This is a genomic window from Ensifer adhaerens (genome assembly GCF_020035535.1).
GTDB lineage: Bacteria > Pseudomonadota > Alphaproteobacteria > Rhizobiales > Rhizobiaceae > Ensifer.
Genome location: NZ_CP083350.1, coordinates 736,756 through 762,491, shown reverse-complemented (window position 1 = coordinate 762,491; position 25,736 = coordinate 736,756). Strand labels below are relative to the sequence as shown.

The 25,736-nt window shown below is 63.1% G+C and carries 25 protein-coding genes; 9 read left to right on the top strand and 16 right to left on the bottom strand.

The features are described 5' to 3' along the window. Nucleotides 1–13 precede the first annotated feature (13 nt). Nucleotides 14–535: a TRAP transporter small permease gene (locus LAC81_RS23920; protein ID WP_223729649.1), complete on the top strand. Its 522-nt coding sequence runs from the start codon at nt 14–16 to the stop codon at nt 533–535. Further along, nucleotides 536–1,816: a TRAP transporter large permease gene (locus LAC81_RS23915; RefSeq protein WP_223729648.1), complete on the top strand. Its 1,281-nt coding sequence runs from the start codon at nt 536–538 to the stop codon at nt 1,814–1,816. 69 nt (nt 1,817–1,885) lie between these two features. Here LAC81_RS23915 and LAC81_RS23910 read toward each other — a convergent pair whose 3' ends face one another. The 3 genes from LAC81_RS23910 to LAC81_RS23900 form a co-directional block, all read right to left on the bottom strand. Further along, entirely contained in the window at nt 1,886–2,218 is a 333-nt protein-coding gene (locus tag LAC81_RS23910; protein ID WP_223729647.1) for a tetratricopeptide repeat protein, read from the bottom strand. 25 nt (nt 2,219–2,243) lie between these two features. Next, a complete protein-coding gene (locus tag LAC81_RS23905; protein ID WP_223729646.1) occupies nt 2,244–2,840 on the bottom strand; it encodes a flavin reductase family protein in 597 nt (198 codons plus the stop codon). Between the two features lie 152 nt (nt 2,841–2,992). Then, nucleotides 2,993–3,601 carry a superoxide dismutase gene (locus LAC81_RS23900; RefSeq protein ID WP_223729645.1) on the bottom strand — a complete coding sequence of 203 codons (609 nt, stop codon included), beginning with the start codon at nt 3,599–3,601 and terminating at the stop codon, nt 2,993–2,995. Nucleotides 3,602–3,705: 104 nt separating this feature from the next. Here LAC81_RS23900 and LAC81_RS23895 point away from each other — a divergent pair, with 104 nt between their 5' ends. Then, nucleotides 3,706–4,380, top strand: a complete 675-nt coding sequence (locus tag LAC81_RS23895) for a helix-turn-helix transcriptional regulator (RefSeq protein ID WP_223729644.1) — start codon at nt 3,706–3,708, stop codon at nt 4,378–4,380. Nucleotides 4,381–4,445: 65 nt separating this feature from the next. On the opposite strand, the gene LAC81_RS23890 is transcribed toward LAC81_RS23895, so the two are convergent. From LAC81_RS23890 to LAC81_RS23865, 6 genes are all read right to left on the bottom strand, one after another. Then, nucleotides 4,446–5,213 (bottom strand): 3-hydroxyacyl-CoA dehydrogenase, encoded by a 768-nt coding sequence (locus LAC81_RS23890; RefSeq protein ID WP_223729643.1) that lies wholly within the window; start codon nt 5,211–5,213, stop codon nt 4,446–4,448. A 123-nt stretch (nt 5,214–5,336) separates the two neighbouring features. Next, the gene (locus LAC81_RS23885) at nt 5,337–7,103 is read right to left on the bottom strand and encodes a peptidoglycan D,D-transpeptidase FtsI family protein (protein ID WP_223729642.1); all 1,767 of its coding nucleotides are present in this window, start codon (nt 7,101–7,103) and stop codon (nt 5,337–5,339) included. A 271-nt stretch (nt 7,104–7,374) separates the two neighbouring features. Beyond that, nucleotides 7,375–7,695 (bottom strand): FliM/FliN family flagellar motor switch protein, encoded by a 321-nt coding sequence (locus tag LAC81_RS23880; RefSeq protein ID WP_223729641.1) that lies wholly within the window; start codon nt 7,693–7,695, stop codon nt 7,375–7,377. A 155-nt stretch (nt 7,696–7,850) separates the two neighbouring features. After that, a complete protein-coding gene (locus LAC81_RS23875; RefSeq protein WP_223729640.1) occupies nt 7,851–8,198 on the bottom strand; it encodes a hypothetical protein in 348 nt (115 codons plus the stop codon). 293 nt (nt 8,199–8,491) lie between these two features. Then, nucleotides 8,492–8,761, bottom strand: a complete 270-nt coding sequence (locus tag LAC81_RS23870; protein ID WP_113538782.1) for a hypothetical protein — start codon at nt 8,759–8,761, stop codon at nt 8,492–8,494. Further along, a complete protein-coding gene (locus tag LAC81_RS23865; RefSeq protein WP_223729639.1) occupies nt 8,758–9,546 on the bottom strand; it encodes a DUF899 domain-containing protein in 789 nt (262 codons plus the stop codon). Before LAC81_RS23865 ends, LAC81_RS23870 begins: the two co-directional genes overlap by 4 nt. Nucleotides 9,547–10,055: 509 nt before the next feature. Here LAC81_RS23865 and LAC81_RS23860 point away from each other — a divergent pair. After that, the gene (locus LAC81_RS23860; RefSeq protein WP_223729638.1) at nt 10,056–11,042 is read left to right on the top strand and encodes a cyclase family protein; all 987 of its coding nucleotides are present in this window, start codon (nt 10,056–10,058) and stop codon (nt 11,040–11,042) included. 183 nt (nt 11,043–11,225) lie between these two features. On the opposite strand, the gene LAC81_RS23855 is transcribed toward LAC81_RS23860, so the two are convergent. The 5 genes from LAC81_RS23855 to LAC81_RS23835 form a co-directional block, all read right to left on the bottom strand. Then, on the bottom strand, nt 11,226–12,710 hold the full coding sequence (locus LAC81_RS23855) for an MDR family MFS transporter (protein WP_223729637.1): 1,485 nt from the start codon (nt 12,708–12,710) through the stop codon (nt 11,226–11,228). A gap of 147 nt (nt 12,711–12,857) precedes the next feature. After that, a complete protein-coding gene (locus LAC81_RS23850; protein WP_223729636.1) occupies nt 12,858–13,841 on the bottom strand; it encodes an ABC transporter permease in 984 nt (327 codons plus the stop codon). 11 nt (nt 13,842–13,852) lie between these two features. Next, nucleotides 13,853–14,863: an ABC transporter permease gene (locus LAC81_RS23845; RefSeq protein ID WP_223729635.1), complete on the bottom strand. Its 1,011-nt coding sequence runs from the start codon at nt 14,861–14,863 to the stop codon at nt 13,853–13,855. Between the two features lies 1 nt (nt 14,864). Further along, complete coding sequence (locus LAC81_RS23840) at nt 14,865–16,355, bottom strand: sugar ABC transporter ATP-binding protein (RefSeq protein WP_223729634.1); 1,491 nt, start codon at nt 16,353–16,355, stop codon at nt 14,865–14,867. Between the two features lie 155 nt (nt 16,356–16,510). Then, nucleotides 16,511–17,491, bottom strand: a complete 981-nt coding sequence (locus LAC81_RS23835; RefSeq protein ID WP_113538775.1) for an ABC transporter substrate-binding protein — start codon at nt 17,489–17,491, stop codon at nt 16,511–16,513. A 171-nt stretch (nt 17,492–17,662) separates the two neighbouring features. On the opposite strand from LAC81_RS23835, the gene LAC81_RS23830 reads away from it, so the two are divergent. Beyond that, on the top strand, nt 17,663–18,757 hold the full coding sequence (locus LAC81_RS23830; protein WP_223729633.1) for a LacI family DNA-binding transcriptional regulator: 1,095 nt from the start codon (nt 17,663–17,665) through the stop codon (nt 18,755–18,757). A gap of 33 nt (nt 18,758–18,790) precedes the next feature. On the opposite strand, the gene LAC81_RS23825 is transcribed toward LAC81_RS23830, so the two are convergent. Next, entirely contained in the window at nt 18,791–19,522 is a 732-nt protein-coding gene (locus tag LAC81_RS23825; RefSeq protein WP_223729632.1) for a pyridoxamine 5'-phosphate oxidase family protein, read from the bottom strand. 79 nt (nt 19,523–19,601) lie between these two features. Here LAC81_RS23825 and LAC81_RS23820 point away from each other — a divergent pair, with 79 nt between their 5' ends. Next, complete coding sequence (locus LAC81_RS23820; RefSeq protein WP_223729631.1) at nt 19,602–21,035, top strand: PLP-dependent aminotransferase family protein; 1,434 nt, start codon at nt 19,602–19,604, stop codon at nt 21,033–21,035. A gap of 18 nt (nt 21,036–21,053) precedes the next feature. On the opposite strand, the gene LAC81_RS23815 is transcribed toward LAC81_RS23820, so the two are convergent. Beyond that, nucleotides 21,054–21,905, bottom strand: a complete 852-nt coding sequence (locus tag LAC81_RS23815; RefSeq protein WP_223729630.1) for a LysR family transcriptional regulator — start codon at nt 21,903–21,905, stop codon at nt 21,054–21,056. Between the two features lie 94 nt (nt 21,906–21,999). On the opposite strand from LAC81_RS23815, the gene LAC81_RS23810 reads away from it, so the two are divergent. The 3 genes from LAC81_RS23810 to LAC81_RS23800 all read left to right on the top strand — a co-directional run bounded on the left by LAC81_RS23810 (nt 22,000) and on the right by LAC81_RS23800 (nt 25,694). After that, on the top strand, nt 22,000–23,310 hold the full coding sequence (locus tag LAC81_RS23810; RefSeq protein ID WP_223729629.1) for an aspartate aminotransferase family protein: 1,311 nt from the start codon (nt 22,000–22,002) through the stop codon (nt 23,308–23,310). A 190-nt stretch (nt 23,311–23,500) separates the two neighbouring features. Then, nucleotides 23,501–24,109 carry a hypothetical protein gene (locus LAC81_RS23805; RefSeq protein ID WP_113538770.1) on the top strand — a complete coding sequence of 203 codons (609 nt, stop codon included), beginning with the start codon at nt 23,501–23,503 and terminating at the stop codon, nt 24,107–24,109. Nucleotides 24,110–24,521: 412 nt separating this feature from the next. Next, nucleotides 24,522–25,694 (top strand): ABC transporter substrate-binding protein, encoded by a 1,173-nt coding sequence (locus LAC81_RS23800; protein WP_223729628.1) that lies wholly within the window; start codon nt 24,522–24,524, stop codon nt 25,692–25,694. The last annotated feature ends 42 nt before the right edge of the window (nt 25,695–25,736 follow it).

Below are 25,736 nucleotides of genomic sequence, written 5' to 3'. Positions count from 1 at the left end.
AGGAGGAAGAGACATGCGTCGTTTCATGCGGGCGGTACGCCCGCTTCTCGGGGCGCTGAGCCGCGCGTCGCTCTACATTGCCGGTGCCGGCATGGTCGCCATGACATTGATCGTCGGCTGGCAGGTCTTTGCCCGCTACGTGTTGAACGACTCGCCAAGCTGGTCTGAACCCCTGGCCCTTCATCTGATGGCCTGGTTCATCATGCTGGGTGCCGCCGTCGGCGTGCGCGAAAGCGTGCATCTCGGCCTCGATGTCATCCGTCATGTGATGAAGCCCTCGGTGCAGATAGCCATGGATCTGGCGAGCCTTGGCCTGATCGTCGTCTTCGGCGCATCCATGGCCTATTACGGGCTGCTTTTGTGCGCCGGCACATGGACGGCGACGATCCCCGTTCTCGGATGGCCGGGAGGGGTCGACTTCTTTCCGCTCATTGTCGGCGGCTTGATGATTGCCCTGTTTGCTGCAGAGCGTTTCATCGATCTGGTTCTGGGTGTCGACGTCGCCGCAGACGTTGTCGTGCAGGAGATGGCCTGAATGGCTTACACTATCCTTTTCGGGGTCTTCACCCTCCTGATGTTCATCGGCATGCCGATCGCCTTCTGCCTGGGCATCGCGTCGTTTGCCACCGTGCTCTATCTCGGCCTGCCGCCGGTGGTGGTGTTCCAGCAATTGAATTCCGGCATGAACATCTTCGCCATGATGGCGATCCCGTTCTTCATTTTCGCCGGCGACCTGATGGTGCGTGGCGGCATCGCCAATCGGCTGATCCAGTTTGCCGCCGGCCTCGTCGGCCATCTGCGCGGCGGTCTCGGCCAGGTCAACATCGTCGCCTCGACGCTCTTCGGCGGCATTTCCGGTTCGGCGGTGGCGGACGCCTCGGCGGTCGGCGGTCTGATGATCCCGCAGATGGCAAAGCGCGGCTATGACCGCGACTATGCCGTCAACGTCACGGTCAACGCAGCGATCATCGCGCTGATGATCCCGCCGTCGCACAACATGATCCTCTATTCGATCGCAGCCGGCGGCAATGTCTCCGTCGCCGACCTCTTCACCGCCGGCATTATTCCGGGACTGCTACTCGCGCTGTCGCTGATGGTGACCGCCTATATCGTTGCAAGACGCAGGGGCTACCCGGCCGAGCCGTTTCCTGGCTTCGCGAAGGTCTTCTACTACCTGCTCGCATCCTTCCCCGGCATCGTCCTGATCGGCATCATCTTCGGCGGCGTGCGCTCCGGTGTCTTCACAGCCACCGAAAGCTCCTGCATTGCGGTGCTCTACGCCTTCCTGGTCGCCATGCTCGTCTATCGCGAGCTGGACTGGGCAGGCTTTATCGAGGCGGTGATGGGGGCGGTGCGGACCACTGCCATGGTGCTGCTGGTCATCGGCATGGCGGCGTCCTTCGGTTGGTTGATGGCGTTCCTGCAGGTGCAGGCGCTGATGATCAGCGCGATCGGCGCGATCTCGGAAAACCCGATCATCGTGTTGCTCGTGATCAACATCATCCTGCTGTTCCTTGGCACCTTCATGGACATGGCGCCGATGGTGATCATCTGCACGCCCGTGCTTCTTCCCGTGGTCAAGGCCTTCGGCATCGATCCCGTGCATTTCGGGGTGGTGATGATCCTCAATGCCGGCATCGGCCTCAACACACCACCGGTGGGAACGGTGCTCTTCGTCGGCTGCGCCGTCGGCGGGATTTCCATTCGCGAGGCGATGCGCACCATCTGGCCTTTCTTCGGTGCCAGCATCGCGGTGCTGTTGGCGGTGACCTACATTCCGGCCCTGTCGCTGTGGCTGCCCTCGGTCTTTCGGTGAGTTGAACCTTCGCGCTGCTTCCGGGCTCGGTCTCTCTGCCGGGCCCGAACTACGCTTGCGGTGGGCGCGCTATTCGTTTCCGTTGGCAGCCGCGCATTGCCGCTCCAGTCGTTTCAGGAAGACGCCGATTTCCTTTGCCGCCTGCAGATCGCCCTTCCGCTCCGCAACTGCTCGCCCCTCGCGCCAGACCTGGATGGCCTCCTGGTGACGGCCGAGCTTGTGCAGGATTGCGCCGCGCAGCTTCCAGGCTGCCGAATAGTCCGGGTCGAAGACGATTGCCCGCTCGGTATGGGCAAGAGCGGTATCGAGATCGGCCTCCTGAAGGCAGATGCTGCCGAGCGTGAAACGCAACAGGGCGTCATCCCTGCCGTCCTGTAAGAGCTTTTCGAGCACTTGCCGCATTGCGTCCTCCTAAGCGATCGACCGATCAGGCCGCAGGTTTGCTTGGGACGATGGTCGCATGCCCGTTGCTCAGCTGCGTCGGCAACGATCTCGCCCTGTCGAGAGACTGATATCGCAGGCGGTTCCAGATCAAGGGGTCGGCATGGGTGGAAGTCTCGGTTGCGACAATTGTTCCGACGAACAGCATGTGGTCGCCGACCTCGATCGAGGCGGTGAGCAGGCAGTCGAGCGCAGCGGCGGCTCCCAGAAGCCTTGGCCGTCCGCTCGGCCAGTCGGCCCATACGCCGATGAGGTAACGCTTGGACGCTTCGATCTTGCCGGCGAAAGCATCCGCGATCAGGTCCTGTCCCTCTGCCAGCATGGCAAGCGAGAACCCCTGTTCTGCGGCAATCAGCGCGGCAAGAGGACTGTCCGCCCTGATCGAAACGACGATCGACGGCGGGTTGGCGGAAAGCGAGAAGGTGGCCGTCACCGTGCGGCCGAGACTTTCGGCGCCCTTGCCGGCGCTTGCCACGCAGACCGTGGCGGCGAGATGCGACAGCGTGTTGGCGAACTCCGGTTTCGACACGGCCATGTCGGCGTGGGCGTCGATCTCGACGGAAAGCGGAGGTGTCTGGCGCATGGGTCTTGTTCCAACTGAGGATAACCCGTGGCGGCGGGGAGACGCCACGGGGTCTGCAGAAGCCCAGGCTCAGGCGGGGGCGAGGGGGCTGCTGCAAATTCTCTGCCAACCGATCCGCAAGCCGGTCCGGCGTCGCGGCGCTCGGCGGTCTGTCAGGCGGACTTCAATTCCGCTTCGGCGAACTCGTAGTTGGCAAGCTTGTCGAGGAAGTTCGACGTGTAGTCTGGCCGGCGGTTGCGGTAGTCGATGTAATAGGCGTGTTCCCAGACATCGAGACCGAGCAGCGCCTTGCCTTCGTTGGTGGCAACCGGATTGGAGCCGTTGGCGGTCTTCGTCACCTTGAGCTTACCGTCGGTGCCGAGCACGAGCCAGGCCCAGCCCGAGCCGAACTGGCCGGTTGCGGCCGCCTTGAAGGCATCCTTGAAGCTGGCGACGCTGCCGAAGTCTTCGGTGATCTTCTTTTCGAGCGCGCCGGGGATCTGGCCGCCCTTCGGTGAAAGGTTGTTCCAGAACAGGATGTGGTTCCAGTGCTGGCCGGCATTGTTGAAGACCGGGGCCAGTTCCGCCTTGCCGTGGCTGAGGCGGATGATCTCCTCCAGCGACAGGCCGGCGAGCGATGCGTCTTTCTCGACGAAACCGTTCAGGGCCGTGACATAGGCCTGGTGATGCTTGCCGTGATGGAACTCGATCGTCTCGGCGCTCATGCCGTTTACGGCGAGCGCACCGGGAGCATAGGGAAGGGCGGGAAGTTCGAAGGCCATGATCAATTCCTTTGCGGGCGGGACACTCTCGACGGATCACTTGTCTGCGAACGGAGGAGAGTGTATTTAGCAAGACAATTCTTTATAAATCGGCGCGCGAGAATATGTCAAGCGATCCCTTGTTAAATCTAGAGCAAAGCAGCGGCCGCACGCCGGGCGAGCGCATCAGGCTGGCGCTCAAGCTGCATGGCCCGCAGACGGCGGCTGCGCTCGGCAAACGTCTGACGATCACCGGTGAGGCCGTGCGCCAGCAGCTTGTCCGCCTTGCCGAAGATGGCTTCGTCGTCTCATGGTCGGAGGCGAAAGGTGTCGGTCGTCCCTCGCAATTCTGGGGGCTGACTGCAGCCGGCCATGCGGAGTTCCCCGATACGCATGCGGAGCTTACCGTCCAGCTCTTGCGGACGATCCGGCAGACGCTGGGCGAGGGGGCGATCGACCGGCTGATTGCAGCGCGAGAGGACGAGACCCGGCAAAACTACAGCGCGGCGATGGCGGAGAAGGCGGGCCTGCGTGAACGGGTAGACGAGTTGGTGCGGCTACGGTCACAGGAAGGCTATATGGCGGCCTGCGAGGATCCCGGCGACGGTACGCTGCTGTTCGTCGAGAACCATTGTCCGATCTGTGCCGCCGCGACCAGTTGCCAGGGCTTCTGTCGGGCGGAGTTGAGCGTGTTCCGCGCGGTGCTCGGCCCCGGTGTCGAGGTCGAGCGCGCCGAGCACATTCTCGCCGGCGCGCGCCGCTGCGCCTATATCGTCAGGCTGGTGGATCGCGCCGCCTGAACCGCCGCGACAAGGGCTGACGCAGCGCCGGGCCGAAGGCCGGCGCAGCGTCAAATCTGTTCCCGTTAGCGTGCGCCCATACGCAGGGCACCGTCGAGGCGGATGACTTCCCCGTTCAACATGCGGTTCTCACAGATGTGCTGCACGAGTGCCGCAAACTCGTCCGGTTTGCCGAGGCGCTGCGGGAAGGGCACGCTCTTGCCGAGCGAATCCTGCACGTCCTGCGGCATGCCGGCCATCATCGGCGTTTCGAAGATGCCAGGCGCAATGGCGACGACGCGGATGCCATGGCGCGCGAGTTCACGCGCAATCGGCAAGGTCATCGAGACGACGCCGCCCTTGGATGCAGCATAGGCGGCCTGGCCGATCTGGCCGTCGAAGGCTGCAACGGATGCCGTGTTGACGATGACGCCGCGCTCGCCGTCCTCGCCCGGCTCCTCCCGCTGGATCGCCTCGGAGGCAAGCCGCAGCATGTTGAAGGTGCCGATCAGGTTGATACCGACCGCGCGCGAAAAGCTCTCCAGCCGATGCGGGCCGTCGCGGCCGAGCACCTTTTCGCCGGGCGCGATGCCGGCACAGTTCACCAGTACATGGAGATGACCGAAGCGAGCCAGCGCTGCGGCAACGGCGGCGGCGCCATCCGCTTCATTGGTGACATCCGTCTTCTGGAAGAGGGCGTTGCTGCCGAGTTCCTCGGCCATCTTCTGGCCGGCCGCGGCGTTGACGTCGGCAAGGACCACGCGGGCACCCCCGCCATGCAGCCGCCGGGCGACGGCAGCGCCAAGGCCCGAACCGCCACCGGTCACGATAAAGACTTTTCCATCGATCAGCATGCAAGGCTCCTCCCGTACCGGATCGTGTTGCTACGACATAACGTCGCCGGGACGTGAAGCCAAGTGCAGTGATGTCGCGTTGTTCCGGCCCAGCCGACGAGGCTCACGTCCAGCAAGCGGCTCTCAGAAATCCGCAACGAGGTGCGGCTCGCGTTCAGGCCCGAAGCGCGGCTGGACACCGAGGAAGGAGCCGGCGCGGCTGATGATTTCCCTCACGACCGGAGCAGCGGTATGGGCTGCCTGACGCCCCCCTCTTTCGCCCGTCAGCGGCGCATCCACGATCGAAAGAACGATGTAGCGTGGGTTATCCATGGGGAAGCCGGCGAGAAATGCGTTGAAGTTGAGGTTCGTGGCGTATCGACCGTTGATGACCTTGTCGGCGGTTCCGGTCTTGCCGCCCACATGGAAGCCGGGCACCTGGGCGTGGCGGCCGGAGCCCACCTGGCCGTTGCGGTTGTAAAGATAGCGCATGTCGGCGCTCGTCGTCGCCTGCAGCACTTGCTGCGCCTGTGCCTTCGCCGTCTCAGCGGATCTCGGAAGGAATGTCGGAGAAATCAGGTTGCCACCGTTCAGGAGAGCGGCAGCGGCGACGGCGGTTTGCAGCGGTGTGGTCGCTACGCCGTGCCCGAAGGATATGGTCACCGAATTGATCTTCTTCCAGCTGCGCGGCTGCGTCGGCGTTGCTGCGCCCGGCAGCTCGGTTTCCATCTTGGAAAGAAGCCCGAGCTTGGTGAGAAAGGCCTGGTGTCCCTCGATGCCGACCATGTCCGCCACGGCGGCGGTTCCGATATTGGAGGAATACTGAAAGACCTCGGGAATGGTGAGGGGGCGATACTTGCCGCGAAAATCCTTGATGGTGAAGCCGCCCATGCGGATAGGTCGCGATGCGTCGACCACGGAGTTGAGGCTGATCTTGCCGGCGTCCAGGCCCATCGCCAGCGTGAAGCTCTTGAACGTCGAGCCCATCTCGAACGTCGCATTGCTCATCCGGTTAAACCAGCCCTTTTCGTATTCCTTGTCGACCTTGCCGTCTGGCAGTGTCCGCGAAGGCTGGTTCGGATCGTAGTCGGGCACCGAAGCCATCGCGACGACTTCACCGGTCTCCACATCCAGAACGACGGCGCCGGCGGCTTCTGCCTGATAGTCGATCATGGCGCGCGCAACCGCTTCCCGGACGATGCTCTGGACGCGAAGATCGATCGAAAGCCTGACCGGCTCGAGCGGGGTGTTGCCGGTTAATCCCGCCGCGCGGAGATCGGCAAGGCCCTGCTGATCGATGTAGCGCTCCATGCCCTGCAGGCCCTGATTGTCGACGTTGACGTGCCCGAGGATATGCGATGCCGTCGAGCCGCCCGGATAGAAGCGCCGCTTCTCCGGCCGGAAGCCGATGCCGGGAATGCCAAGCGCCAGGATGTCCGCCTGCTGGCGCGGCGTGAGCTGCCGTCTCAACCATTGGAAGGCGGTGCCGGAGCGAAGCTTCCGGTGCGTGTCGCGCCAATCGAGATTGGGGATGACGGTCGCGAGCTTCTCGACGACTTCGTCCGCATCCACGATCTTCCGCGGCTCGGCATAGAGCGACACCATGTTGACGTCGGTGGCGAGCAGCTCTCCATGCCGGTCGATGATGTCTGGGCGAGAGGCGACGGCATGGTTGGTGGCGTTGATCCACGCGGTATCGACCGGTTTTTCCAGTCCGTACTGGATCAGGCGGCCCACGATCACCAGAAAGATCACGGCAAAGCCGGCGATGATGATGCCGAGCCGTTGCCTGGCCTGTGTTCTGCGGCCCAGGGTGGTGCCGACGACCGCTCCGCTTTTGCCACTGACGTTTCGTTTCAGGGAAAAATGGGCCCGGCTTTTCAGCCGGACGGCGAGAGAGATCAATGTCATTCCGAACGCATCCAGATCTAAGCCAACCGAAGCCAAGGGATCGGTCTGCCAGGCGGCACACCGAAGGAAGGCAATCGGGCGGGTATTAAAAGAGGATAGGCTTTGCCTGTGCGGCTAAAATTGTTCGGTATTTCCTAACAACAGATTAACCCTTGCGCGTTCTGGTTGCTGTTCCACAGGCAATTGGCGGCGAGCCGCCTCGATATCGGACCACCAGCCAAGTCGGGAAGGACTTCTCGGGGTCCCCAACATGGAACGCGCAAAGCCGCAACTAGCGCTGCGCGATCGGCGTTATCTCGATGATCTTGATGCCGACGGCGTTGCTGGATTCGTCGTAGACGATCTCGCCTCGGCCGATGACCATGCCATTGACTTTGAGCTCGACCGGATCGCCGAAATTGCGGTCGAGATGGATCGTGTCATCGGGATGGAGTTTCGAGATCTGAGAGACGGTCAGCCTGGCGCGACCTATGATTGCCTCGATCGCCAGCGGGATACCCTGGACCGCTCGCTCGCTCATGACCGACCGGCTCTCAAGCGCAGGGCTCACATCGAGTTCGACCAGCTCATCCTGTAGCTTCTTGTTAATCATTCTGCACCATCCAAAGCACTGATTCACGACTCTTTAACAAAGAGTTGCGCCAGTTCGCCCTGGGTAGCAACCGTGGCTAAATGGGGGTTCTTCCTGCCTCGCAAGCGAGCGTTAACAAACAGTTAACATCCACAACGCGCGACCGGCAGAAGGCCTCAAAGCGTCACCGCGTTCCAGTTTCCGTCCCGTTTTTGGAAACCGATCATGCGGCGGCCGTTCGGCAACTTGTCGCCGAGTCGCACGACATAGACGTAGCCCTCGTACACCATCAGCCCCTGATCGCCGTTGCTATAGAGGATCTCGAAAGCTGGCGGGCTGTCCGGGGAAGCGCCTGCATCTGTCGACGGTTCGACCGCGGCCACTTCCGACGGAGCGCTTCGGGGGCCAGCGAAATAGAAGAATGACGACGCAACGGCAGCGACGCAGAGGAAGGCGCCGACCAGCGCTGGCACCAGGTGCACCTTGAAACCCTTTGGCGTCGGCTGAGGTGTGGCAACACTCACGTTCGTTCCCCGATTCGATCAATACGTCCATCGAGACCGTTCTCAGGCGAGGCCCCGGCAGCCGTTACAGACAATGCTGTTGGTGGACGGCCGGATCGGCCTTGCTGAACCGTTCCCTGCTTCAATCCGAAGAGGTCACGACCTCTCCGAATCAGCAGCATGCCCATTCGCCGGTGTCAGGGACATACGGTCCCGGTCGTTTCCACACCTTTTGAGTGTCCACAAGATCGGCCCCACTTCGCCTTCAAGTAGGGCCGATCAGATGCTTTGCCAGGGGATATGCTCCGGTGCCCTCAGGCTGCTTCGCGCTTGCCGCTCTGGATGAGCCGCAGCCATGGGGTCAGGTGGAAGACGCTCATCAGCATGTACATCACCGTCATCCCGCCGATCTGCAGTCCCTGTTCGCCGGCGCATAGCATCTGCCCGACGTCCGCGCCGCCTGCGCCGACCAGGATCGCCATCAGCGCGAAGGTCGGCGCGGCCGCAAGGGCGAGCCCGTCGGCCACCCTCCGTGCTGCCGTCCGGGGAAGGTCCCGTGCGCCGACAGAGAGGCTCGCGCTCATCGCGCCGAGCTCGCGTCCTGGCTTCGCATCGCTGCCTCGCCGGCGTCCGAGACCTCGACCCAGCGCTGATCGGGTGCAGCGCCTTCGACATAGCTGTCGTTCCAGTTCCACCACTTGTAGGTCGGGGTCTGGGGATAGCCTTCCGGAGAGTCTTCCCAGACTTCCTGCCGGCCGAGCGGCGTGATGTCGAGATAGTTCCAGGTGCCGCCCATCTGTTCGTCACCACGGTTGTTGATGAAGTAGGTCCGGAACAGCCTGTCGCCGTCGCGGAAGAACACGTTGTGGCCGTGCCACTCGTCGACACCGAAATCGAGGTCGAAGCTGTCAGTGATGGTGTACCACGGCATCGTCCAGCCCATGCGCGCCTTCAACCGCGCGATGTCCGCTTGCGGCGCGCGCGAAGTGAAGACCAGCGTGGTGTCGCGGGCATTGAGGTGGGAGAGATGCGCGACCTGGTCGGCGACCATGGAGCAGCCGCGGCAAGCGTTCTCGGGCCAGCCATGGACGCCCGGTTCGTAGAAAGCGCGATAGACGATCAACTGGTGCCGGCCGGCAAAAAGATCCAGCAGGCTCTCCCTACCCGCAGGCCCTTCGAAGACATATTCCTTCGTGACGGCCATCCATGGCATGCGCCGGCGCTCGGCAGCGAGCGCATCGCGGGCATGCGTGTGTGCCTTTTCCCTGACAAGCAGGCTCTGGCGCGCCTCTTCCCAGGCCTGTTGCGGAACCACCTGCGGCTTCGGCATGGCGGGCTGGCCGGTTGCATTCTCGACTGTCTTGTTCATGGCGTTCAATCTCCTCGTTTTTGTCGATGCCTGCATCGCGCGGCCGGAGCGCCGGAATACAGGTCATCGCGCCGTCATCGAGGGTAGTTTGGCACCGCCGATCAAATGCCGGGAGTAACAACTGTGACGGTATTATTCCGGGCGGCTCGATGGGCGCGTGTGGGGCGGCGACCCCGCCGCCCAAGAGCCTAGCTAGCCGCGGTTCGCCGGCGAAGAAACCGGCAAAAGCCTTTACCCTTCGGCAGCTGCAATCGATTGGTCGGATAGACGATTTAGACGCCGCGCTTAGCGAGCTTGTGGTGCCAGCATTCGTACGAGCTTGCCTTGGGCGCGGCGGGTTGGTGATGGAGGACGGCAAGGCGCCGAAACGCGCGCATGGCTGCCAACAGGCCCATAATTTCCCCAGAGTAAAATATCTATTCTCCGTATCGCTGATTATTCGCGATCCGGCCAGCAATAAGGTGAGGCCAGCTTCCTGATGTTCGGGAAATGCAGAAAAGGAGTTCACCATGTTCAACACCGCAACGCTTGGCCGTACGGTCGCGGTCTCCCTTGTGGCCGGCTTGCTGGGAAGTGCCGCTTTCGCGCAGGATGTCGGCAAGAGCCCCTGGGGGCAGAAGGACGAGATCGGACGCCTCAACCTGATTACGCCAGCTTCTCGCGCTGCGATCCTGTCGCGCATCGAGGGCACCGGGTCCTACGACCTTGCCGTCGAATATTTCATCGGCATGCCAAGCTGGGAGGCGGCCGGTGATCCGCCATACCAGATGTGGATGACGCACACGCCGCATGGCACGGCCGTTTCCGATCCGATGAAGGTCGGCAAGGAGATGAACCAGCATGTCAGCTATTCCGGCTCGGCCGTTTCGATGTACGCGCATATGGGCACGCATATCGATGCGCTCAATCATTTTGGCCTGAACGGCAAGATCTGGAACGGCTACGCGGCGGCCGATTACCTCGGAGACCAGGGCTGGACCGTCACGGGTGCGGAGAAATTGCCGCCGATCGTAGCGCGCGGCGTCCTGATCGATGTTGCGGCGGCGAAAGGCTTGCAGATGCTGCCGGAGAACTATCGCATCACCCGCAAGGATCTTCAGGAGGCGCTCGACAGCCAGGGCATCAAGCTTCAGGAAGGCGATGTGGCGTTGATCCGTACCGGGCGCATGCAGCATTACGAAGACAAGTCCGCCTACATGAGCAATCCGCCCGGACTCAGCATCGACGCGGCGAAGTTTCTGGTCGAAGACGGCGGCGCCATGGTCGTCGGTGCCGACAATCTGAGCTTCGAAGCGTTCCCGGCCGAAACCGCAGACAACTACATCCCGGTCCACACCTATCTCCTTGCCCAGCAGGGCGCACCGATCATCGAGCTCATCAATCTCGAAGAACTGTCGAAGGAGCGGATCTACGAGTTCGCTTTTGTCGGCGCATCGCTCAAGTTCCGCGGGGCGGATGCCGCACCGATCCGCCCTGTCGCCTTCCCGTTGCGCTAGGAACTGAGGCAGCGTGGGTGCCGTTGCCTTGAATGGCAGAACCACCCGAGGACTAAAAGGAGGCGCTGCGGATTTCCGCGGCGCCTCCTCCGTGTCATCCGGAGCGGGCGTGTTTATTGCCAGTCGTTGAAGCGCAGGCTTACTCTCGGGGAGCGACCGTCTGGGCGCTTCTGCGGTGCGCCTTTACTCGACGACGGCGGGTATCTCCGTCTCGGCGCGGCCGCGCAATGGTTTCTCCGGCATCTGATGGAACATCGCCAGCGACAATATCATGGCCGCGGTGCAAGCGGCGAAAATATAGGCGAATGGCAGGGCCGAGGCAGTCGTGGCATTGATCGTCTGGATGGCTTCGCCACCGAGCGGCAGGCCATTGCCGAGCGCGATAGCGCCGAGGATGGCAACGCCGAGGGCGCCGCCCAGCGACCGCAGGAAAGTCAGAACGCCGGTTGCGACGCCAAGATGCGTCTGGTCGACGGCGTTCTGGACGGAAATGGTTGCGACCGGAAAGGTCATGCCGGAGCCGAAACCCGCGCCCGAGGTCAGCAGCACCAGCACGGATAGGGTCGTGCGCCCGGCAAGAGCCGCCAGCGCGGCCAGACAGACAAAGCTGAGGAGGCTGCCGAGGACCGCCATCCTTTTGTAGTGGACAAGGCGCGGTATCGTCCGCGCGCTGGTCGTAGCTCCGCACACGGTGCCGAGCAGCAGGCCGAGCATGATCAGCCCCGAGCCGCCGGCGGTGAGGCCGTGGAACGACTGTGCATAAACGGGAAGATAGACGGAGAGGCCGACATTGGCGCCCTGTGCCAGAAACATTGCCAGGGTTCCGAAGCGCACGATGGGATTGCTGAGCACTTCGAGCGAGATGAGGGGTTCGGCCACACGCCGGAGGCGCAGGGCAAACGCGGTCCAAAGAACGGCCGAAGAACCGAGCAATCCGGCGATCTCCGGCGAAAGCCATGCATAGCGGCTGCCGCCCCAATTCAGAGCCAGCAGCAGAAGTGCCGTTGCCGCGACGAGCAAGGTGGCTCCCGCCCCGTCGATCCGGTGCGCCCGGGTTATGACGGGCAGCTTCTTCAGCGGATTGCTGATGATCGCCATGGCCGCAAGCCCGAGCGGAATGTTGATCCAGAAGATCAGCGACCAGTGCAAGTGCTCGGCAAAGGTACCGCCCAGCAGTGGCCCGGCGATGCTTGCCACCGCCCATGTCCCGGATATCCAGGCGGCATAACGGGCACGCTCGCGCGGCGGAACGAGATCGCCGATCACGGTTTGCGAGAGGGCAAAGAGACCGCCGCCGCCCAGGCCCTGGACCGCGCGGCCGATGATCAGCGTCAGCATGTTCGGCGCCAGCGCGCTGATCAGCGATCCCGCAAGGAAGATGATCACGGCGGCGAAGATCGTCGGCCGCCGCCCGTGAATGTCGGAAATCTTGCCGTAAAGCGGCGCCATGGCCGTCGCGGTCAGGAGATAGGCTGTCACCACCCACGGCAGATAGTCGCTGTGCCCGAGCGCCTTGCCGATCGTGGGCATGGCGGGCGCCACGATCGTCTGGTCGAGTGCGGCCAGGAGCATGGAGAGGAGCACGCCCGCGATGATGACGTTTTTTTCCTGCTCCGAGAGAGTGGGCGTCACCACAGTCGTTTCATTCGGGGGGCGTATCTCGTTCATGCAGGCGGTCCGATGCGGTCATTTCGATTTTGACGAGAGGCATTCAGAATGCCTGGGCGGGCGATAGTCAACCGTCCGAGCGGTCAGGACGTTCGCCGTTCCTTGATGGAGGCAAGCAAAGCGGCGCCGACCCGCGTTGCAGCGCGTCTAGCTACTCCGGTGCTGCGCCATCAAATTCGCCTGCAGGACCACCACGACGAGCAGGAAACCGCCGCGAATGACTGATTGCCAGTAGGCCGAAAGCGAGATCCAGCCGAGGCCGTTTTCGAAGTTCAGGATGTTGAACACCATGGCGAGCAATAGCGCGCCTGCCAAGGTGGCGCCGACGGAACCGGAACCGCCCGACAGCAGCGTGCCGCCGACGACAACGGAGGCGATCGCGAAGAGTTCCCAGCCCACACCCTCCGTCGGCTGCCCGGCGCCGAACTGCGAGGCAAGGATGACGCCGGCAAGACCGGCAAGCGTGCCTGAGGCGAGATAGACGCCGGCAAGCGCGCGCTCGACCTTCAGGCCCATCAGGCCGGCGGTCGCCTCACCGTCACCGATCGCCAAGATATGGCGGCCGATAGGAAGCTTCTCGAGCACGAGCCAGCCGAGCACATAGGCGGCAAGCGCGATCCAGGCGGGGATGGGAAAGCCGAGAGAGTCGTCCTGGCCGATCACGGTGAAACCGGTGTCGTAGGAAACCGAGACCGACTGGTTGTCGGCGAGCAAAAGGCCGGTACCATAGGCGGCAAGCATCGTCGCGAGCGTGGCGATGAAGGGCTGGATGCGCATCCTCGTGATGATGAAGCCATTGAGCGCGCCGACCGCGAAGCCGGCCGCCATGCCGCCAATGAGCCCGGCAGCCCAATGATAGGGGGAGAGCAAGGCTGCGACCACGCTTGCCATCGCCGCCGTGCCGCCGACCGACAGGTCGATGCCGCCTGTGATGATGACGAAGGCCATGCCGAGCGCGATCAAGGCGAACATCGAGTTGTAGCGCAGGAAACTCAGGATGTTGTAGGGCGACAGGAAGTTGTCGTAGCGCAGCGCCCCGAAGAGAATGAGGCCGGCGAGCGCCAGGATGACGCCGAGCCGGGCGAGGTCGCCGGAATTCTTGACCAGGAAGAGGCGAAGGATCGTTTGCATCGTGGTAGCCCCTAGTGTCTGCCGGCGCGCTGCTGGATAAAGACGGCGGTGACGATCAGCCCGGCCTTGACGATGAGCGCCGCCGCGTCCGGCACGCCGTTGGCGAGCAGCGTGTAGCGCACCAACTGAATGACGAATGCGCCGAGCACCGTGCCGATGACGTTGGCCCGCCCTCCGGTTAGAAGCGTGCCGCCGACGGCGACCGCAGCGATCGCATCGAGTTCCATGCCGAGGCCGACGAGGTTCGCGTCGCTCGCCGAGTTGCGGGCAACGACGATGAGGCCGGCCACGCCGGCAAGCGCGCCGCTTATCATGTAGACGAAGAGTTTGACCCGTTTCACCGGTATGCCGGTCAGGCGGGCGGCTTTCTCGTTGCCGCCAACGGCGATGATCTGCCGGCCGATCACGGTGTAGCGGATCATCGCGAATGCCGCCGCGACGATGACGATCATCAGCACGACCTGGGCCGGAACGCCGGCGATGCGACCGAGTGCGATGAACTGGAAGCCTTCATTTTTGAAGACCTGTAGATTGCCGTTGGTCATCACCTGGGCGATGCCACGGCCGGCGATGAACAGCACCAGCGTGGCGATGATCGGCTGGATCGAAAAGCGGGTAACGAGGAAGCCGTTGAAGAGACCGAAGAGGGCGGCGGCGGCAACCGGCAAGAGGAAGGCGAGGGTGACTGCGAGCGCCATGTTGTCCACCGGCCAGAACTGACCCATGAAGATCATCGGCGCCAGGGCGCCGGCAATCGCCATCAGCGAACCGACGGACAGGTCGATGCCGCCGGTGGCAATGACGAGCGTCATGCCGGTCGCGACGATAACGATGGTTGCAACCTGGGTCAGGTTCACATTCAGCGTCTGCAGAGACAGGAAGTTCGGCGTGACAGCGACGTTGAAGAGGATAAGCGCGAGAAAGGCGACGAAGGTGCCGTAGCGGCTCGCCAGCGTCATGAGTCGGCTACCGGACGAAAGGGTTCCCGATGGTTGTGGGGCTGGGGTCTCGATCGTCGTCATGTCATTCTTCCTGGTGGGCCATGGCGGCAAGCAGCGCCGTCTCGCTCAAATCCTTGCGCGGCAGGGTCGCGACCGACGTGCCGTCGCTCAAGACCGTCACACGGTCGGCGGCGGCGAGAAGTTCCTCAAGCTCCGACGAGATCATCAGCACGCTCAGGCCCTCGTCGGCGAGGCTGCGCAGAAGCTTCAGGATTTCCGATTTCGCGCCGATGTCGATGCCGCGCGTCGGTTCGTCGACGATCAGCACCCGCGGGTCGGTGGCAAGCCACCGGGCGAGCAGCACCTTCTGCTGGTTGCCGCCGGAGAGTTCCTTGATCGGCTGATCGGGGGAGGCGCATTTGACCCCGAGGGCGCGAATATAGCGGCTAACGATCTCGTCCTGTCGCGCACGGTCGACAATGCCCGCTTTCTTCAGCTTCGGCAGCAAGGCGAGCGTCATGTTCTCGCGGATGCTCATGTCGGGCACGATGCCGTCGATCTTTCGGTCTTCGGAAACGAGACCGATGCCGTCGGCAATCGCGTCAGCCGGTTCGCGGTAGTTGCGATCCCGTCCCTTCATGCGGATCGTGCCGCGCTCCATCCTGTCGGCGCCGAAGATCAGGCGCGCGGTTTCCGTGCGGCCGGAGCCGAGCAGGCCGGCAAGGCCGGAGATCTCGCCCTCCCGCACTTCAAGGCTGACGTCGCGCACGCGCACGCCCGCGCCGGCCTTGTCGAGTTCGAGCCGGACCGGGCGTTCAAGGGTCGCGGCTTCGGGCGCCATCGCCTGAAAGGCGGCAAGCTCCTTGCCGAGCATATGGCGCACCAGCGCCATCTTGGGCATGTCCGCCATCGGGCTTTTCGCAACCGTCTGGCCATCGCGCATGATCGTCACGCGGTCGCAGATTTCATAGAGTTCGTCGAGCCGGTGGCCGATGAAGATGACGGCGACGCCCGAGCGTTTCAGCGTGCGGATCGTCTCGAACAGAATCGCGACCTCGCGCTCGTCGAGCGAGGAGGTCGGCTCGTCCATGATGACGAGGCGGGCGCTTTGCGTCACAGCGCGGGCGATCGCCACCATCTGCCGCGTCGCCGCATCGAAATGAGCGACCGGACGATCGACGTCGATCGTCAGGTTGAAGGTTTTGAGCACCTCTTCGGCGCCGCGCCGCATGGCGCCATGGTCGATCATGCCGAAGCGTTTGGGCTCGCGGGAGAGGTAGATGTTCTCCGCCACCGAACGCTGCGGGGCGAGATTGATCTCCTGGTAGATCGTGGCGATCCCGGCGGCCTGCGCCTGCGCGGGCATCGAGAAATCGACATCCTGGCCGTCGAAGGTGATGTTGCCTTCGTCCCGGCGATAGACGCCGGTCAGGATCTTGATGAGCGTTGACTTGCCGGCGCCGTTCTGGCCGACGAGCGCCATGACCTCTGCCGCTTCGACGTCGAGCGAGGCGGATTTCAGTGCCGGAACGCCGGCGAACGCTTTGGAAATGCCCTGCATGGACAGAAGCATGGGTCTCCTCCCTATCTTCGCCATCCGCCGCCCCTGAGGCTGGGCGTCATCAGCCTACACGTGAACGGGCCGAAGGTCATGCCGGGACCGCTGTCGTCAAAAAGACGGCCGAGACGGTTGTGCCGTCCCGGCCGCAGAGGCTCGGGGAGAATGGATCAATAGGCGTTGGCGAGTTCGGCAGCCGCGTTGGAGGCGTCGTAGAACTTGTCGTCGTTGATGATCATCGCGTCGATTTTCTCGCCCTTGGCGTAGCGCATCATCGTCTCGAAGGCCTTCGGTCCGAAGCGCGGGTTGCACTCGACGACCGCGGCGATCTTGCCGTCGACGACCGCCTGCACGGCTTCCTTGCCGCCGTCGATCGACAGGACGAGAACGTCCTTGCCGGGGACCTTGCCGGCCGCTTCGAGTGCGGCGATCGCGCCGATCGCCATTTCGTCGTTATGGGCGTAGATCACGTCCGCATCCGGATGGGCCTGAAGCAGGGCTTCGGCCACCTGGCGTCCCTTGTCTCGGGCGAAATCGCCGGTCTGCGATGCGACGATCTCGAAGCCGCCGGCCGCCTTGATCGCCTCGTCAAAGCCCTTTTTGCGGTCGTTGGCGGGCGACGATCCGGTCGTGCCTTCGAGTTCGATGATCTTCGACTTGCCATTGGCGTTCTTTGCCAGCCACTCGGCAACGCGTTTGCCTTCCTCGACGAAGTTCGAGCCGATGAAGGTCAGATAGTCCTGGCCGGCCTTGGCCAGCGACGGATCGACCGAACGATCGAGCAGGATCACCGGAATGCCGGCCTTCTTGGCGGCCATGACGGCGGGGATCAGCGGCTTTTCTTCGCGCGGTGCGAGGAAGATCACGTCGACGCCCTGAGCGATCATCGAGTTGACGTCGGCGACCTGCTTGGCGGCGGAACCGGCAGCATCCGTATAGACGAGCTGGAAGCCGAGCTTTTCAGCTTCGGCCTTCATGCTGTTCGTCTGGGCGATGCGCCAGGGATTGTTGGATTCGGTCTGCGCAAAGCCGACCTTGTATTTGTCCTTCTGCTCGAGCTTCGGCACTTCGGCGATCGCGACGCCCGCAAGGGCTAGCGCGCCGACGGCCGTGGCCGCAAGCATGAAAGTACGACGCGAAATCGTAGTCATAATCGGGTTCTCCTCCCAGATTTGGCCGGTGCTCCTCTACCGGACGTGAGCATTTTGGGCTTCACATCTCCAAATCTTGCGCTAATAATATTAGCAGTCAAGGCCAAAAATTATGAGCACTTGCAAAAGCCCGCGTGCAGTGCAATGCACGCATGAGGGTAAGGAGCACGCATGGCCAAGGGAAACGGGCGCAGTCCGGAAAAAAGGGGCGAAGGTCGCCCGACGATGACGGATGTCGCCAGGATAGCCGGCGTTTCCCAGTCAAGCGTTTCCCTGGTGCTGAACGAGATGTCGGGTTCGCGCATCTCGCCCGAAACGCAGCAGAAGGTGCGCGAAGCTGCTCATAAAATCGGTTATAAATTGCCGGCGACCCGAGGCCCGGTTGCAGCGGCGCCGGCGGTCGAGAAGGACACGATCGCCTTCATCGTCGATGAAATCTCCACCAGCCCGCACCCGGTCGTCAGCCTCGACGGCATCCGCGACTATGCTTTCGAGCAAGGCATGCTGGTTTCGGCGCATGTGACCCGCTCCAATCCGGAACTCGAAGAGGCGGTGCTGCGCTCGGTCTTGAGAGACCCTTCGATCGCCGGCGTCATCTACGCAACGATCTTTACCCGTAAGGTTGCCGTGCCTGAGGCGCTGGCGCCGCTGCCGACGGTGCTTCTCAATTGCTACTGCGAACCGCGTCAACATGTGGCCGTCGTGCCGGGCGAGGTCGCCGGCGGTTTTGCCGCTACCGCACATCTGACGGCGCTCGGCCACAAGCGCATCGGTTTCATCAATGGTGAGCGCTGGATGGATGCGGCTGCGGATCGTCTCAAGGGCTACAAGCAGGCGCTTGCTTCCGCCGACATCGCCTTCGACGAGACGCTCGTGAGGGACGGCGACTGGCTGCCGCTGCGCGGCTACGAGGCCGGGCTGGACCTGCTCTCCATGCCCAACCCGCCGACCGCGATCTTCTGTGGCAACGACCTGATGGCGATCGGCGTAATGGAGGCGGCCCAGGAGAAGGGGCTGCGCGTGCCGGCCGATCTCTCGGTCATGGGCTATGACGACCAGGAACTGGCGCGCTACACCCATCCGCCGCTCTCGACGCTGGTGCTGCCCAACTACGAGATGGGGCAGAGGGTCGCGGAGATCCTGATCGACATGGCCATTCACGGCAAGCACATGCGCCCGATGACGATCAAGGTCGACGGGCCGCTGGTGGTTCGTGAAACCACCTCCGGCTGGCCCGCCCGGGCCGCCGCGGCTGGAAAGCGATAGGGCCGCCCCTTTCAGGAAATCGGACCTGCGCCGTCAGGCCTCCGGCTTATCGGCATAGGCGAGAGTGTAGGCTTCGCTGAGCGCCTCATCCAGCGAGCGTCCCGCACGATAAGGAGAAAGCGTCGCCGGTCGCACGATGCTGGTATTGAGGCGCGAACAGCGCTCGGGGGCGCCAAGGACGGTGTGCACCGGCAGGCGCTCCGCATAAACGGGCAGATCGTAGTCCTCCTCGTCGTCGACCAGGCCCTTGGACCTGATCTTGGCCGAGGCCCGTTCGATTTCCATGACGATCACCGCTGTTGCCTTGATCTCCTGCACAGTGCTCGGGCGCAGCGTTGCGGTGCGATCCGGAAAGAACCGATCCACCATCATCGTCAACGCGCGCAGCTTCTCCGTCTGGTTCTCGACCAGACGGGCGGTTCCGAACGCCATGACCGAGCGGTAATCGGCTGAGTGGTTGAAACCGGAGCGGGCAAGCACGAGGCTGTCGAGATGCGTCACCGTCAGGCAGGCCGGCTCCCCCGCGGAGAGGTTGCGCAACATGCGGCTGGCGCTGCTGCCATGCCAATAGAGGTGCCGTCCTTCCCGCCAGAAGAGCGTCGGCGTGCAGAAAGGCTGACCGTCGATGACATAGGCGACGTGGGCGAGAGCTGCCGCGTCGAGCAGTCTGTGCACGGTCTCGTGGTCATAGAAGCCACGATCATGGCGGCGCTTGACGCGGTTGACCGTATCGACGGGGTAGGTGGGAGCGGAATGTTCGGTCACGGCTGGTTCCTTTCAGGCTTGCTTCCTGAAGGTTCGCATGCGCAGACTGGTTTGAAATAGGTCCACTTCCGTTAGCCTCATGCCAACCACTTTTCATCCAAGACAGGAATCGGCCTTCCCGCCGATCGAACTCGACGGCTCGATCCGCAACCAGTCGCTTCGCGTCCATAGCGGCTTGCGCGCCGCCATCGTCGACGGGCTGCTCCCGCCCGGTTCCCGCCTGCCGTCGAGCCGCGAGCTTTCCAGCCAGCTTGGTATAAGCCGCAACATGATCGTTGCCGCCTATGAGCACCTGGTGAACGACGGGTTGATCGAAGCCCGTCACGGCTCGGGCACCTATGTCTCGTCCAGCCTGCCGACACCGCCATCCATCGCGGCGGCGCCGGATATCGCGCTGACCTTTGGCGGCCGGCCGCCCTTTGCTCTTGGCCAGACCCATGTGGAGCCGGCCTTCCTTGCGCGACTGGCCGCGGCAACCCGGCGCCATATTGCCGAAGCGAGCGCGGACGACCTTGCCTATGGCGATCCGCGCGGCAGCTTGCATTTGCGGCGACAGATCGCAGACTTCCTGGCCGTCAACCGAGGCATCCGCTGCGATCCCGGGTGCGTTGTCATCGTCAGCGGCACCCAGCACGGCCTGAGGCTCTGTGTCGATGCACTGCTTGAGCCCGGAGATTGGGCATGGGTCGAGGAACCCGGCTATGGCGCGTCGCGCTCGACACTCACGGCGGCGGGGATGCGGCCCGTACCGGTGCCGGTCGACGGGGCAGGGATCGATGTTGCCGCGGGCACTGCGCGAAACCCGCGCGCCAAGGCTGCCTATGTCACGCCTTCGCACCAGTTTCCCACCGGCGTGAAGATGGCAATGGACCGGCGTGTGGCGCTGATCGAATGGGCGGAGGCAGCCGGCGCCTGGATCTTCGAGGACGACTACGACAGCGAGTTTCGCTATTCGGGTCCGCCGCTGACGGCGCTGGCGGGACTGGCGCCGGACCGCGTCGTCTATCTCGGAACCTGCGCCAAGACGCTGTTTCCGGGGCTGCGGCTGGGCTACGTTGTGGTGCCTCCGGGAGCGTTAGAACGGGTCCTGACGCGGCGCGCCGCCTTTGACCGGTTCATGCCGGTGTTCCTGCAGAACGCCGTGGCCGATCTTCTGGCGGACGGATCGGTTGCGTCCCAATTGCGCAAGAGCCAGCGGCGCTACCGTGCCGCTCGCGATCAACTGGCCGAAATCGTCAGCGCCACGTCCCGCGGGACGCTGTGCCCGGATATCCCTGAGCAGGGCCTTCACATGATCGTCCGGCCGCGCGACGGGCTGGCGCCAGGCTTGTCGCAAGTGATCCGAGCGGAAGCGAAGATCGACGCGGTGCTATTGTGCGAAACCTTCATGCAGCGAAGCGATGCCGAAGGGCTCATCCTCGGGTTTTCGGGATATGAAACGGGTGCGCTTCGGGCTGCGGCCGCGCGACTGGGAACGGCCGCGCTCAAACTGGCCACCGGCTTTGGGCGGTAACCATCCCCCGCGGCACTTTCAAATGGCGGGCAGTACCGCCCGCACATGATCCGCAAGCGCCTTCACCGCAGATGACGGGCGCGGCTCGGCAAATTCCAGCGCAATGCCGATCGTCGGCAGCTTCGGCAATCCGGCCGAAATGATGTGCAGATCGGAGGGGACGGAGGTTCTCGTCAGGACGGCGATAGCATGGCCGGAGCGGGCAAATGCGATGAGCCCGGCGAGGCTGTTGCTTGCAAAGGCGACACGGTAACGTCGATCGATCGCTTCCATCGCGTCGCAGGCTGCCCGGTAGTCGAGCGTCGTCGGGGCCGACAAGGCAAGGGGCAGGGCGACACGGTCGAGGATTTCCGGCTGCGCAACCTTGCCGACCCACACGAAGTCTTCGGTTCGAATGACCTCGCCGTTTGCGGCGTCGGCGATTGAAACCAGCGCCAGGTCGACCTGCCGCCGCAGCAGCATCGGGCGCAACTCCGTGGTCGGAGCACAGACCATGCGCAATTCCACCTCCGGGTGCTGATCGAGAAAGCGTTCGATGATCCCTGGAAGGAAAGCGATCGAGTAATCTTCCGGGCAGCCCAGGGTGACGGAGCCCTTGAGGCCTTTGCCTTCCATCTCCGCCAGGATTTCGTCGTGCCCGGCAAGAAGGTACTCGGCATGGACCAGCAGTTTTTCACCCGCTGCCGTCAGCCGCACGCCCGATCCGGTGCGGTGGAAGAGGGCCTGTTCGAGAAAGTCCTCGAGGCGCTGCATCTGCATGCTGAGCGTCGATTGCGTTCGCCCGACCTGCTGGGAGGCAAGGCTGATGGAGCCCGTCCGCGCGATGACGGCGAAGTTCCTGAGCAGCGCAAGGTCGAGGTTTCTCATCATATCAAATTATCCGATACCGGAGCGGAATACTATCAATTTGCCTGAAACTGAAATGCCCGTTAGCCATTGAGGACCGCCAACGAGGAGCATTCTGATGTCGCTGAATTCCGATCCGGCGTTCTGGGCCGCCGCCAACAAACACCTCACGCGCTATGGCCCCGGTTTCGAGTCGATCATCGTGGATCGGGCGGAAGGAAGTTTTGTTTACGATGCGGACGGTCGTGCCATCCTGGATTTCACCTCCGGACAGATGAGTGGTGTTCTCGGCCACACCCACCCGGACATCGTTGCGACCGTCGAGCGGCAGATGCGGACAGTCGCCCATCTCTTCAGCGGCATGCTGTCGAGGCCCGTGGTCGAACTTGCCACGCGTCTTGCCGCAATTGCGCCGGGGCTCGATCGGGTTCAACTGCTGACGACCGGCGCTGAATCGAACGAGGCGGCCATTCGCATGGCCAAGCTGGTGACCGGCGGGCATGAAGTCGTCGCCTTCGCGCAGAGCTGGCATGGCATGACGGGCGCTGCCGCCTCGGCGACTTATAGCGCCGGGCGAAAGGGTTACGGTCCCGCGGCCGCCGGCTCGTTTGTAATACCGGCGCCGAATTCCTATCGGCCGCGCTTTACCCACCCGGATGGCAGCAACGACTGGCAGACGGAGCTCGATGACGCCTTCGCGCTCATCGACCGGCAGTCGACGGGCAGCCTTGCGGCGTTCATCGCCGAACCGATCCTTTCGAGCGGCGGGATCCTCGAACTTCCGCCGGGGTATCTCGCAGCACTCAAGCGCAAGTGCGAAGAACGCGGCATGCTGCTCATCCTCGACGAGGCGCAGACTGGCGTCGGCCGGACGGGGCATATGTTTGCCTTCCAGCGCGACGGCGTGACGCCGGACATTCTCACCCTGTCGAAGACCTTGGGCGCCGGACTGCCGCTTGCCGCCGTGATGACGACGGCGGAAATCGAACAGAAGGCGCATGAAAGAGGTTTCCTCTTCTATACCACCCATGTCTCCGACCCATTGCCGGCGGCGGTCGGCGTGACGGTGCTCGATGTGATCGAGCGTGATGGCCTTGTCGAACAGGCGATTGCGCGCGGCGAGCGGCTGCGCGAGGGGCTTCAATCATTGCAGCAAAGATTCGAGTGCGTCGGCGATATCAGGGGACGCGGCCTTCTTCTTGGGCTCGAAGTTGTCGCGGACCGGCAGACGAAGGCGCCGGGCTTCGAGCTCGGTGCAAGGGTTATGGAAGAAGCGATGCGGCGCGGCCTCAGCATGAACATCGTCAAGCTTCCCGGCATGGGCGGCGTGTTTCGCATTGCTCCTCCCTTGACCGTAACGCCGGAAGAAATCGATCGCGGGCTGGAGATCCTGTCGGACGCGATTGGGGTGGCGGCCAGCGCCCTCTGAGCGTGAACGGCGATCGTTTCCACCCTCGCAACCGTGCGACGGTGGAAACGTCGCCAGTGCCCGACAGCTTGTGAAGGCCCCGGATGATCATCCCAGATTTGGCGAAATCTGGCCTGAAGACAACCATAGGAAAAGCTGATAGCTGTTCTGCATCCTTGAGGGGAAATGCAAGAGGTCTGGGGCAGAACCGATGACGTCATACACTCTGACATGCGTAAACAACTCGCAGCTTTCCGGCAGTTTCGCCGTCTTCCAGAGGCCGCCCGAAACCATGGGTCCGACGGACGTCCTGTCGCTCGCCTGGTTGGCCCGGCCGACCGCGCCCGACAGCCGCGTCACCTTCGCCTGGAGCCCCGATTACTGCTTCATCTGGTCGGAGACCGGTCTGCTGCAGCCGGGGATCTCGTTTTCGGCATCGCAGGTGAAGCCGGCAGACCCCGGCGGTGAAAACCTGATTCAGCTCACCCAGGACGCAGTCGGAGCGACGACCTTCAGCAATCCGGGCGCCAGCGGGACGCCTGGGTCACTTACGATAGAACAGCTGTCGAACGTCGTCCCCAATCGGACGTCCGTTGGGATCGGAATGGCTGGATCCGGTACGTTCGTTGTGCAGGGAGCGCCGAACATGACGGCTGTCTTCACGCCGCACCCGAACTATTGGGTGGTTTTCGGCAACTACGAGATCGGAGCCGTGCTCGACTTCGAGGAGGTCACGGGCGCCGTCGAGGTCGTCTATGGTGGCTCTCTGACGTCGCGGACTGCAACGCTTGGCCTCGACAATCTCATTACCGTCGAGTGACCGTGTTTAGCGATTGAATATGGATGCGCAAAGCCGCCGTTTGAAGCGCTTGGGAGGTGCGGCGAGGTAGGGACGTTGTCTTGCCCTCGTTTATCCGCTGGCCTTCGACCCGGCATGCCTGTGGTCCCTATTCATTCTTATCGACCAATACGGTGGATCGCATGTGGGTGCGACCGACTTGCCACCATATTGTTCTTTTCGGGAATCAACGTGAAGGGTGACTTCGTCACCACGGTGCGCAGCTCACGCGGGCGCGACGGTTTGCCGGAAAACATAACCGTTGAATTATGATTTTGGCCCCATATTTCATTTTTACATTACCGTTTGGCATGGCAAGTTGACTGCTATCAAATCAACGGGGTTTGCGAAGACGATGCGGGTTCGGGAGCGATCGGCGTCGCAGGGAGGAAATATGAAACGGATGATTCTGGCAGCGGTTGCAGCTTTGGCCATGAGCAGTGCTGCCTATGCCGACACGATCAAGATCGGTGTTGTCGGACCCTTCTCCGGCCCGTTCGCGCTTCAGGGCAAGAACTTCAAGGCCGGTATCGATGCCTATATGGCACTGAACGGCAGCAAGGTCGGCGACGATGATATCGAGATCATCTATCGCGACGTGCCGCAGGCCGACCCCGCTCAGTCCAAGGCGCTGGCGCAGGAACTGGTCGTGAAGGAAGGCGTGCAGTATCTCGCCGGCTTCTACTTCACACCGGATGCGATGGCGGTCACACCGCTGCTCACCCAGGCGAACGTGCCGCTCGTCATCATGAACGCGGCGACCTCGGCGATCGTCACCAAGAGCCCGCTCATCGTGCGCACCTCCTTCACCACCTGGCAGACCTCGACGCCGATCGCCAAGGTTGCCAAGGACGCCGGCGTTTCCAAGGTCATCTCCGTCGTCAGCGACTACGGCCCAGGCGTGGACGCCGAGAACGCCTTCAAAGCGGGCTTCGAAGCGGCCGGCGGCCAGGTGGTCGAAGCGATCCGCATGCCGCTTGCGACCAACGACTTCTCGCCGATCATGCAACGCATCAAGGATTCCGGCGCCGAGGGCGTCTTCGCCTTCCTGCCGTCCGGTCCGACGACTCTCGGCTTCGTCAAGGCCTTCAAGGAGAACGGTCTGAAGGACGGCGGCATCAAGTTCTTCGCCCCCGGCGACCTGACGCAGGAATCCGACCTGCCGGCCCTTGGCGAGGCTGCGCTCGGCATCCAGACGACCTTCCACTACGCGGTCTCGCACGACTCGCCGGAGAACAAGGCTTTCGTCGAGGCTGCCGGCAAGGCGATCGGCAACTCGGCCGAACTCTCTTTCCCCTCGGTCGGCGCCTATGACGGCATGCATGTGATCTACAAGATGATTGAGGCGACCGGCGGTAAGCAGGATGCGGCCAAGGCGGTCGAAGCCGTGAAGGGCCTTTCCTGGGTCAGCCCGCGCGGCCCCGTGACCATCGATCCGGATTCGCGTCACATCACCCAGAACATCTATCTGCGTGAAGTCGCCAAGGCCGATGACGGCACCTACTACAACAAGGAAATCCAGACCTTCGAGAAGCAGGGCGATCCCGGTCTCGCTGCGCTGAAGTAGTCGACCTGGGGCGGGTGCCCACGCGCCCGCCGACACCGATGA

Coding starts and splice junctions, on each gene's coding strand:
- LAC81_RS23800 (WP_223729628.1), top strand. CDS start 24,522: ATGAAACGGATGATTCTGGCAGCGGTTGCAGCTTTGGCCATGAGCAGT.
- LAC81_RS23870 (WP_113538782.1), bottom strand. CDS start 8,761: ATGAGCGCGAGCCTCTCTGTCGGCGCACGGGACCTTCCCCGGACGGCA.
- LAC81_RS23805 (WP_113538770.1), top strand. CDS start 23,501: ATGACGTCATACACTCTGACATGCGTAAACAACTCGCAGCTTTCCGGC.
- LAC81_RS23885 (WP_223729642.1), bottom strand. CDS start 7,103: ATGACATTGATCTCTCTCGCCGTCCGGCTGAAAAGCCGGGCCCATTTT.
- LAC81_RS23820 (WP_223729631.1), top strand. CDS start 19,602: ATGCCAACCACTTTTCATCCAAGACAGGAATCGGCCTTCCCGCCGATC.
- LAC81_RS23815 (WP_223729630.1), bottom strand. CDS start 21,905: ATGATGAGAAACCTCGACCTTGCGCTGCTCAGGAACTTCGCCGTCATC.
- LAC81_RS23865 (WP_223729639.1), bottom strand. CDS start 9,546: ATGAACAAGACAGTCGAGAATGCAACCGGCCAGCCCGCCATGCCGAAG.
- LAC81_RS23900 (WP_223729645.1), bottom strand. CDS start 3,601: ATGGCCTTCGAACTTCCCGCCCTTCCCTATGCTCCCGGTGCGCTCGCC.
- LAC81_RS23905 (WP_223729646.1), bottom strand. CDS start 2,840: ATGCGCCAGACACCTCCGCTTTCCGTCGAGATCGACGCCCACGCCGAC.
- LAC81_RS23880 (WP_223729641.1), bottom strand. CDS start 7,695: ATGATTAACAAGAAGCTACAGGATGAGCTGGTCGAACTCGATGTGAGC.
- LAC81_RS23915 (WP_223729648.1), top strand. CDS start 536: ATGGCTTACACTATCCTTTTCGGGGTCTTCACCCTCCTGATGTTCATC.
- LAC81_RS23855 (WP_223729637.1), bottom strand. CDS start 12,710: ATGAACGAGATACGCCCCCCGAATGAAACGACTGTGGTGACGCCCACT.
- LAC81_RS23890 (WP_223729643.1), bottom strand. CDS start 5,213: ATGCTGATCGATGGAAAAGTCTTTATCGTGACCGGTGGCGGTTCGGGC.
- LAC81_RS23910 (WP_223729647.1), bottom strand. CDS start 2,218: ATGCGGCAAGTGCTCGAAAAGCTCTTACAGGACGGCAGGGATGACGCC.
- LAC81_RS23850 (WP_223729636.1), bottom strand. CDS start 13,841: ATGCAAACGATCCTTCGCCTCTTCCTGGTCAAGAATTCCGGCGACCTC.
- LAC81_RS23920 (WP_223729649.1), top strand. CDS start 14: ATGCGTCGTTTCATGCGGGCGGTACGCCCGCTTCTCGGGGCGCTGAGC.
- LAC81_RS23895 (WP_223729644.1), top strand. CDS start 3,706: ATGTCAAGCGATCCCTTGTTAAATCTAGAGCAAAGCAGCGGCCGCACG.
- LAC81_RS23810 (WP_223729629.1), top strand. CDS start 22,000: ATGTCGCTGAATTCCGATCCGGCGTTCTGGGCCGCCGCCAACAAACAC.
- LAC81_RS23830 (WP_223729633.1), top strand. CDS start 17,663: ATGGCCAAGGGAAACGGGCGCAGTCCGGAAAAAAGGGGCGAAGGTCGC.
- LAC81_RS23840 (WP_223729634.1), bottom strand. CDS start 16,355: ATGCTTCTGTCCATGCAGGGCATTTCCAAAGCGTTCGCCGGCGTTCCG.
- LAC81_RS23845 (WP_223729635.1), bottom strand. CDS start 14,863: ATGACGACGATCGAGACCCCAGCCCCACAACCATCGGGAACCCTTTCG.
- LAC81_RS23835 (WP_113538775.1), bottom strand. CDS start 17,491: ATGACTACGATTTCGCGTCGTACTTTCATGCTTGCGGCCACGGCCGTC.
- LAC81_RS23860 (WP_223729638.1), top strand. CDS start 10,056: ATGTTCAACACCGCAACGCTTGGCCGTACGGTCGCGGTCTCCCTTGTG.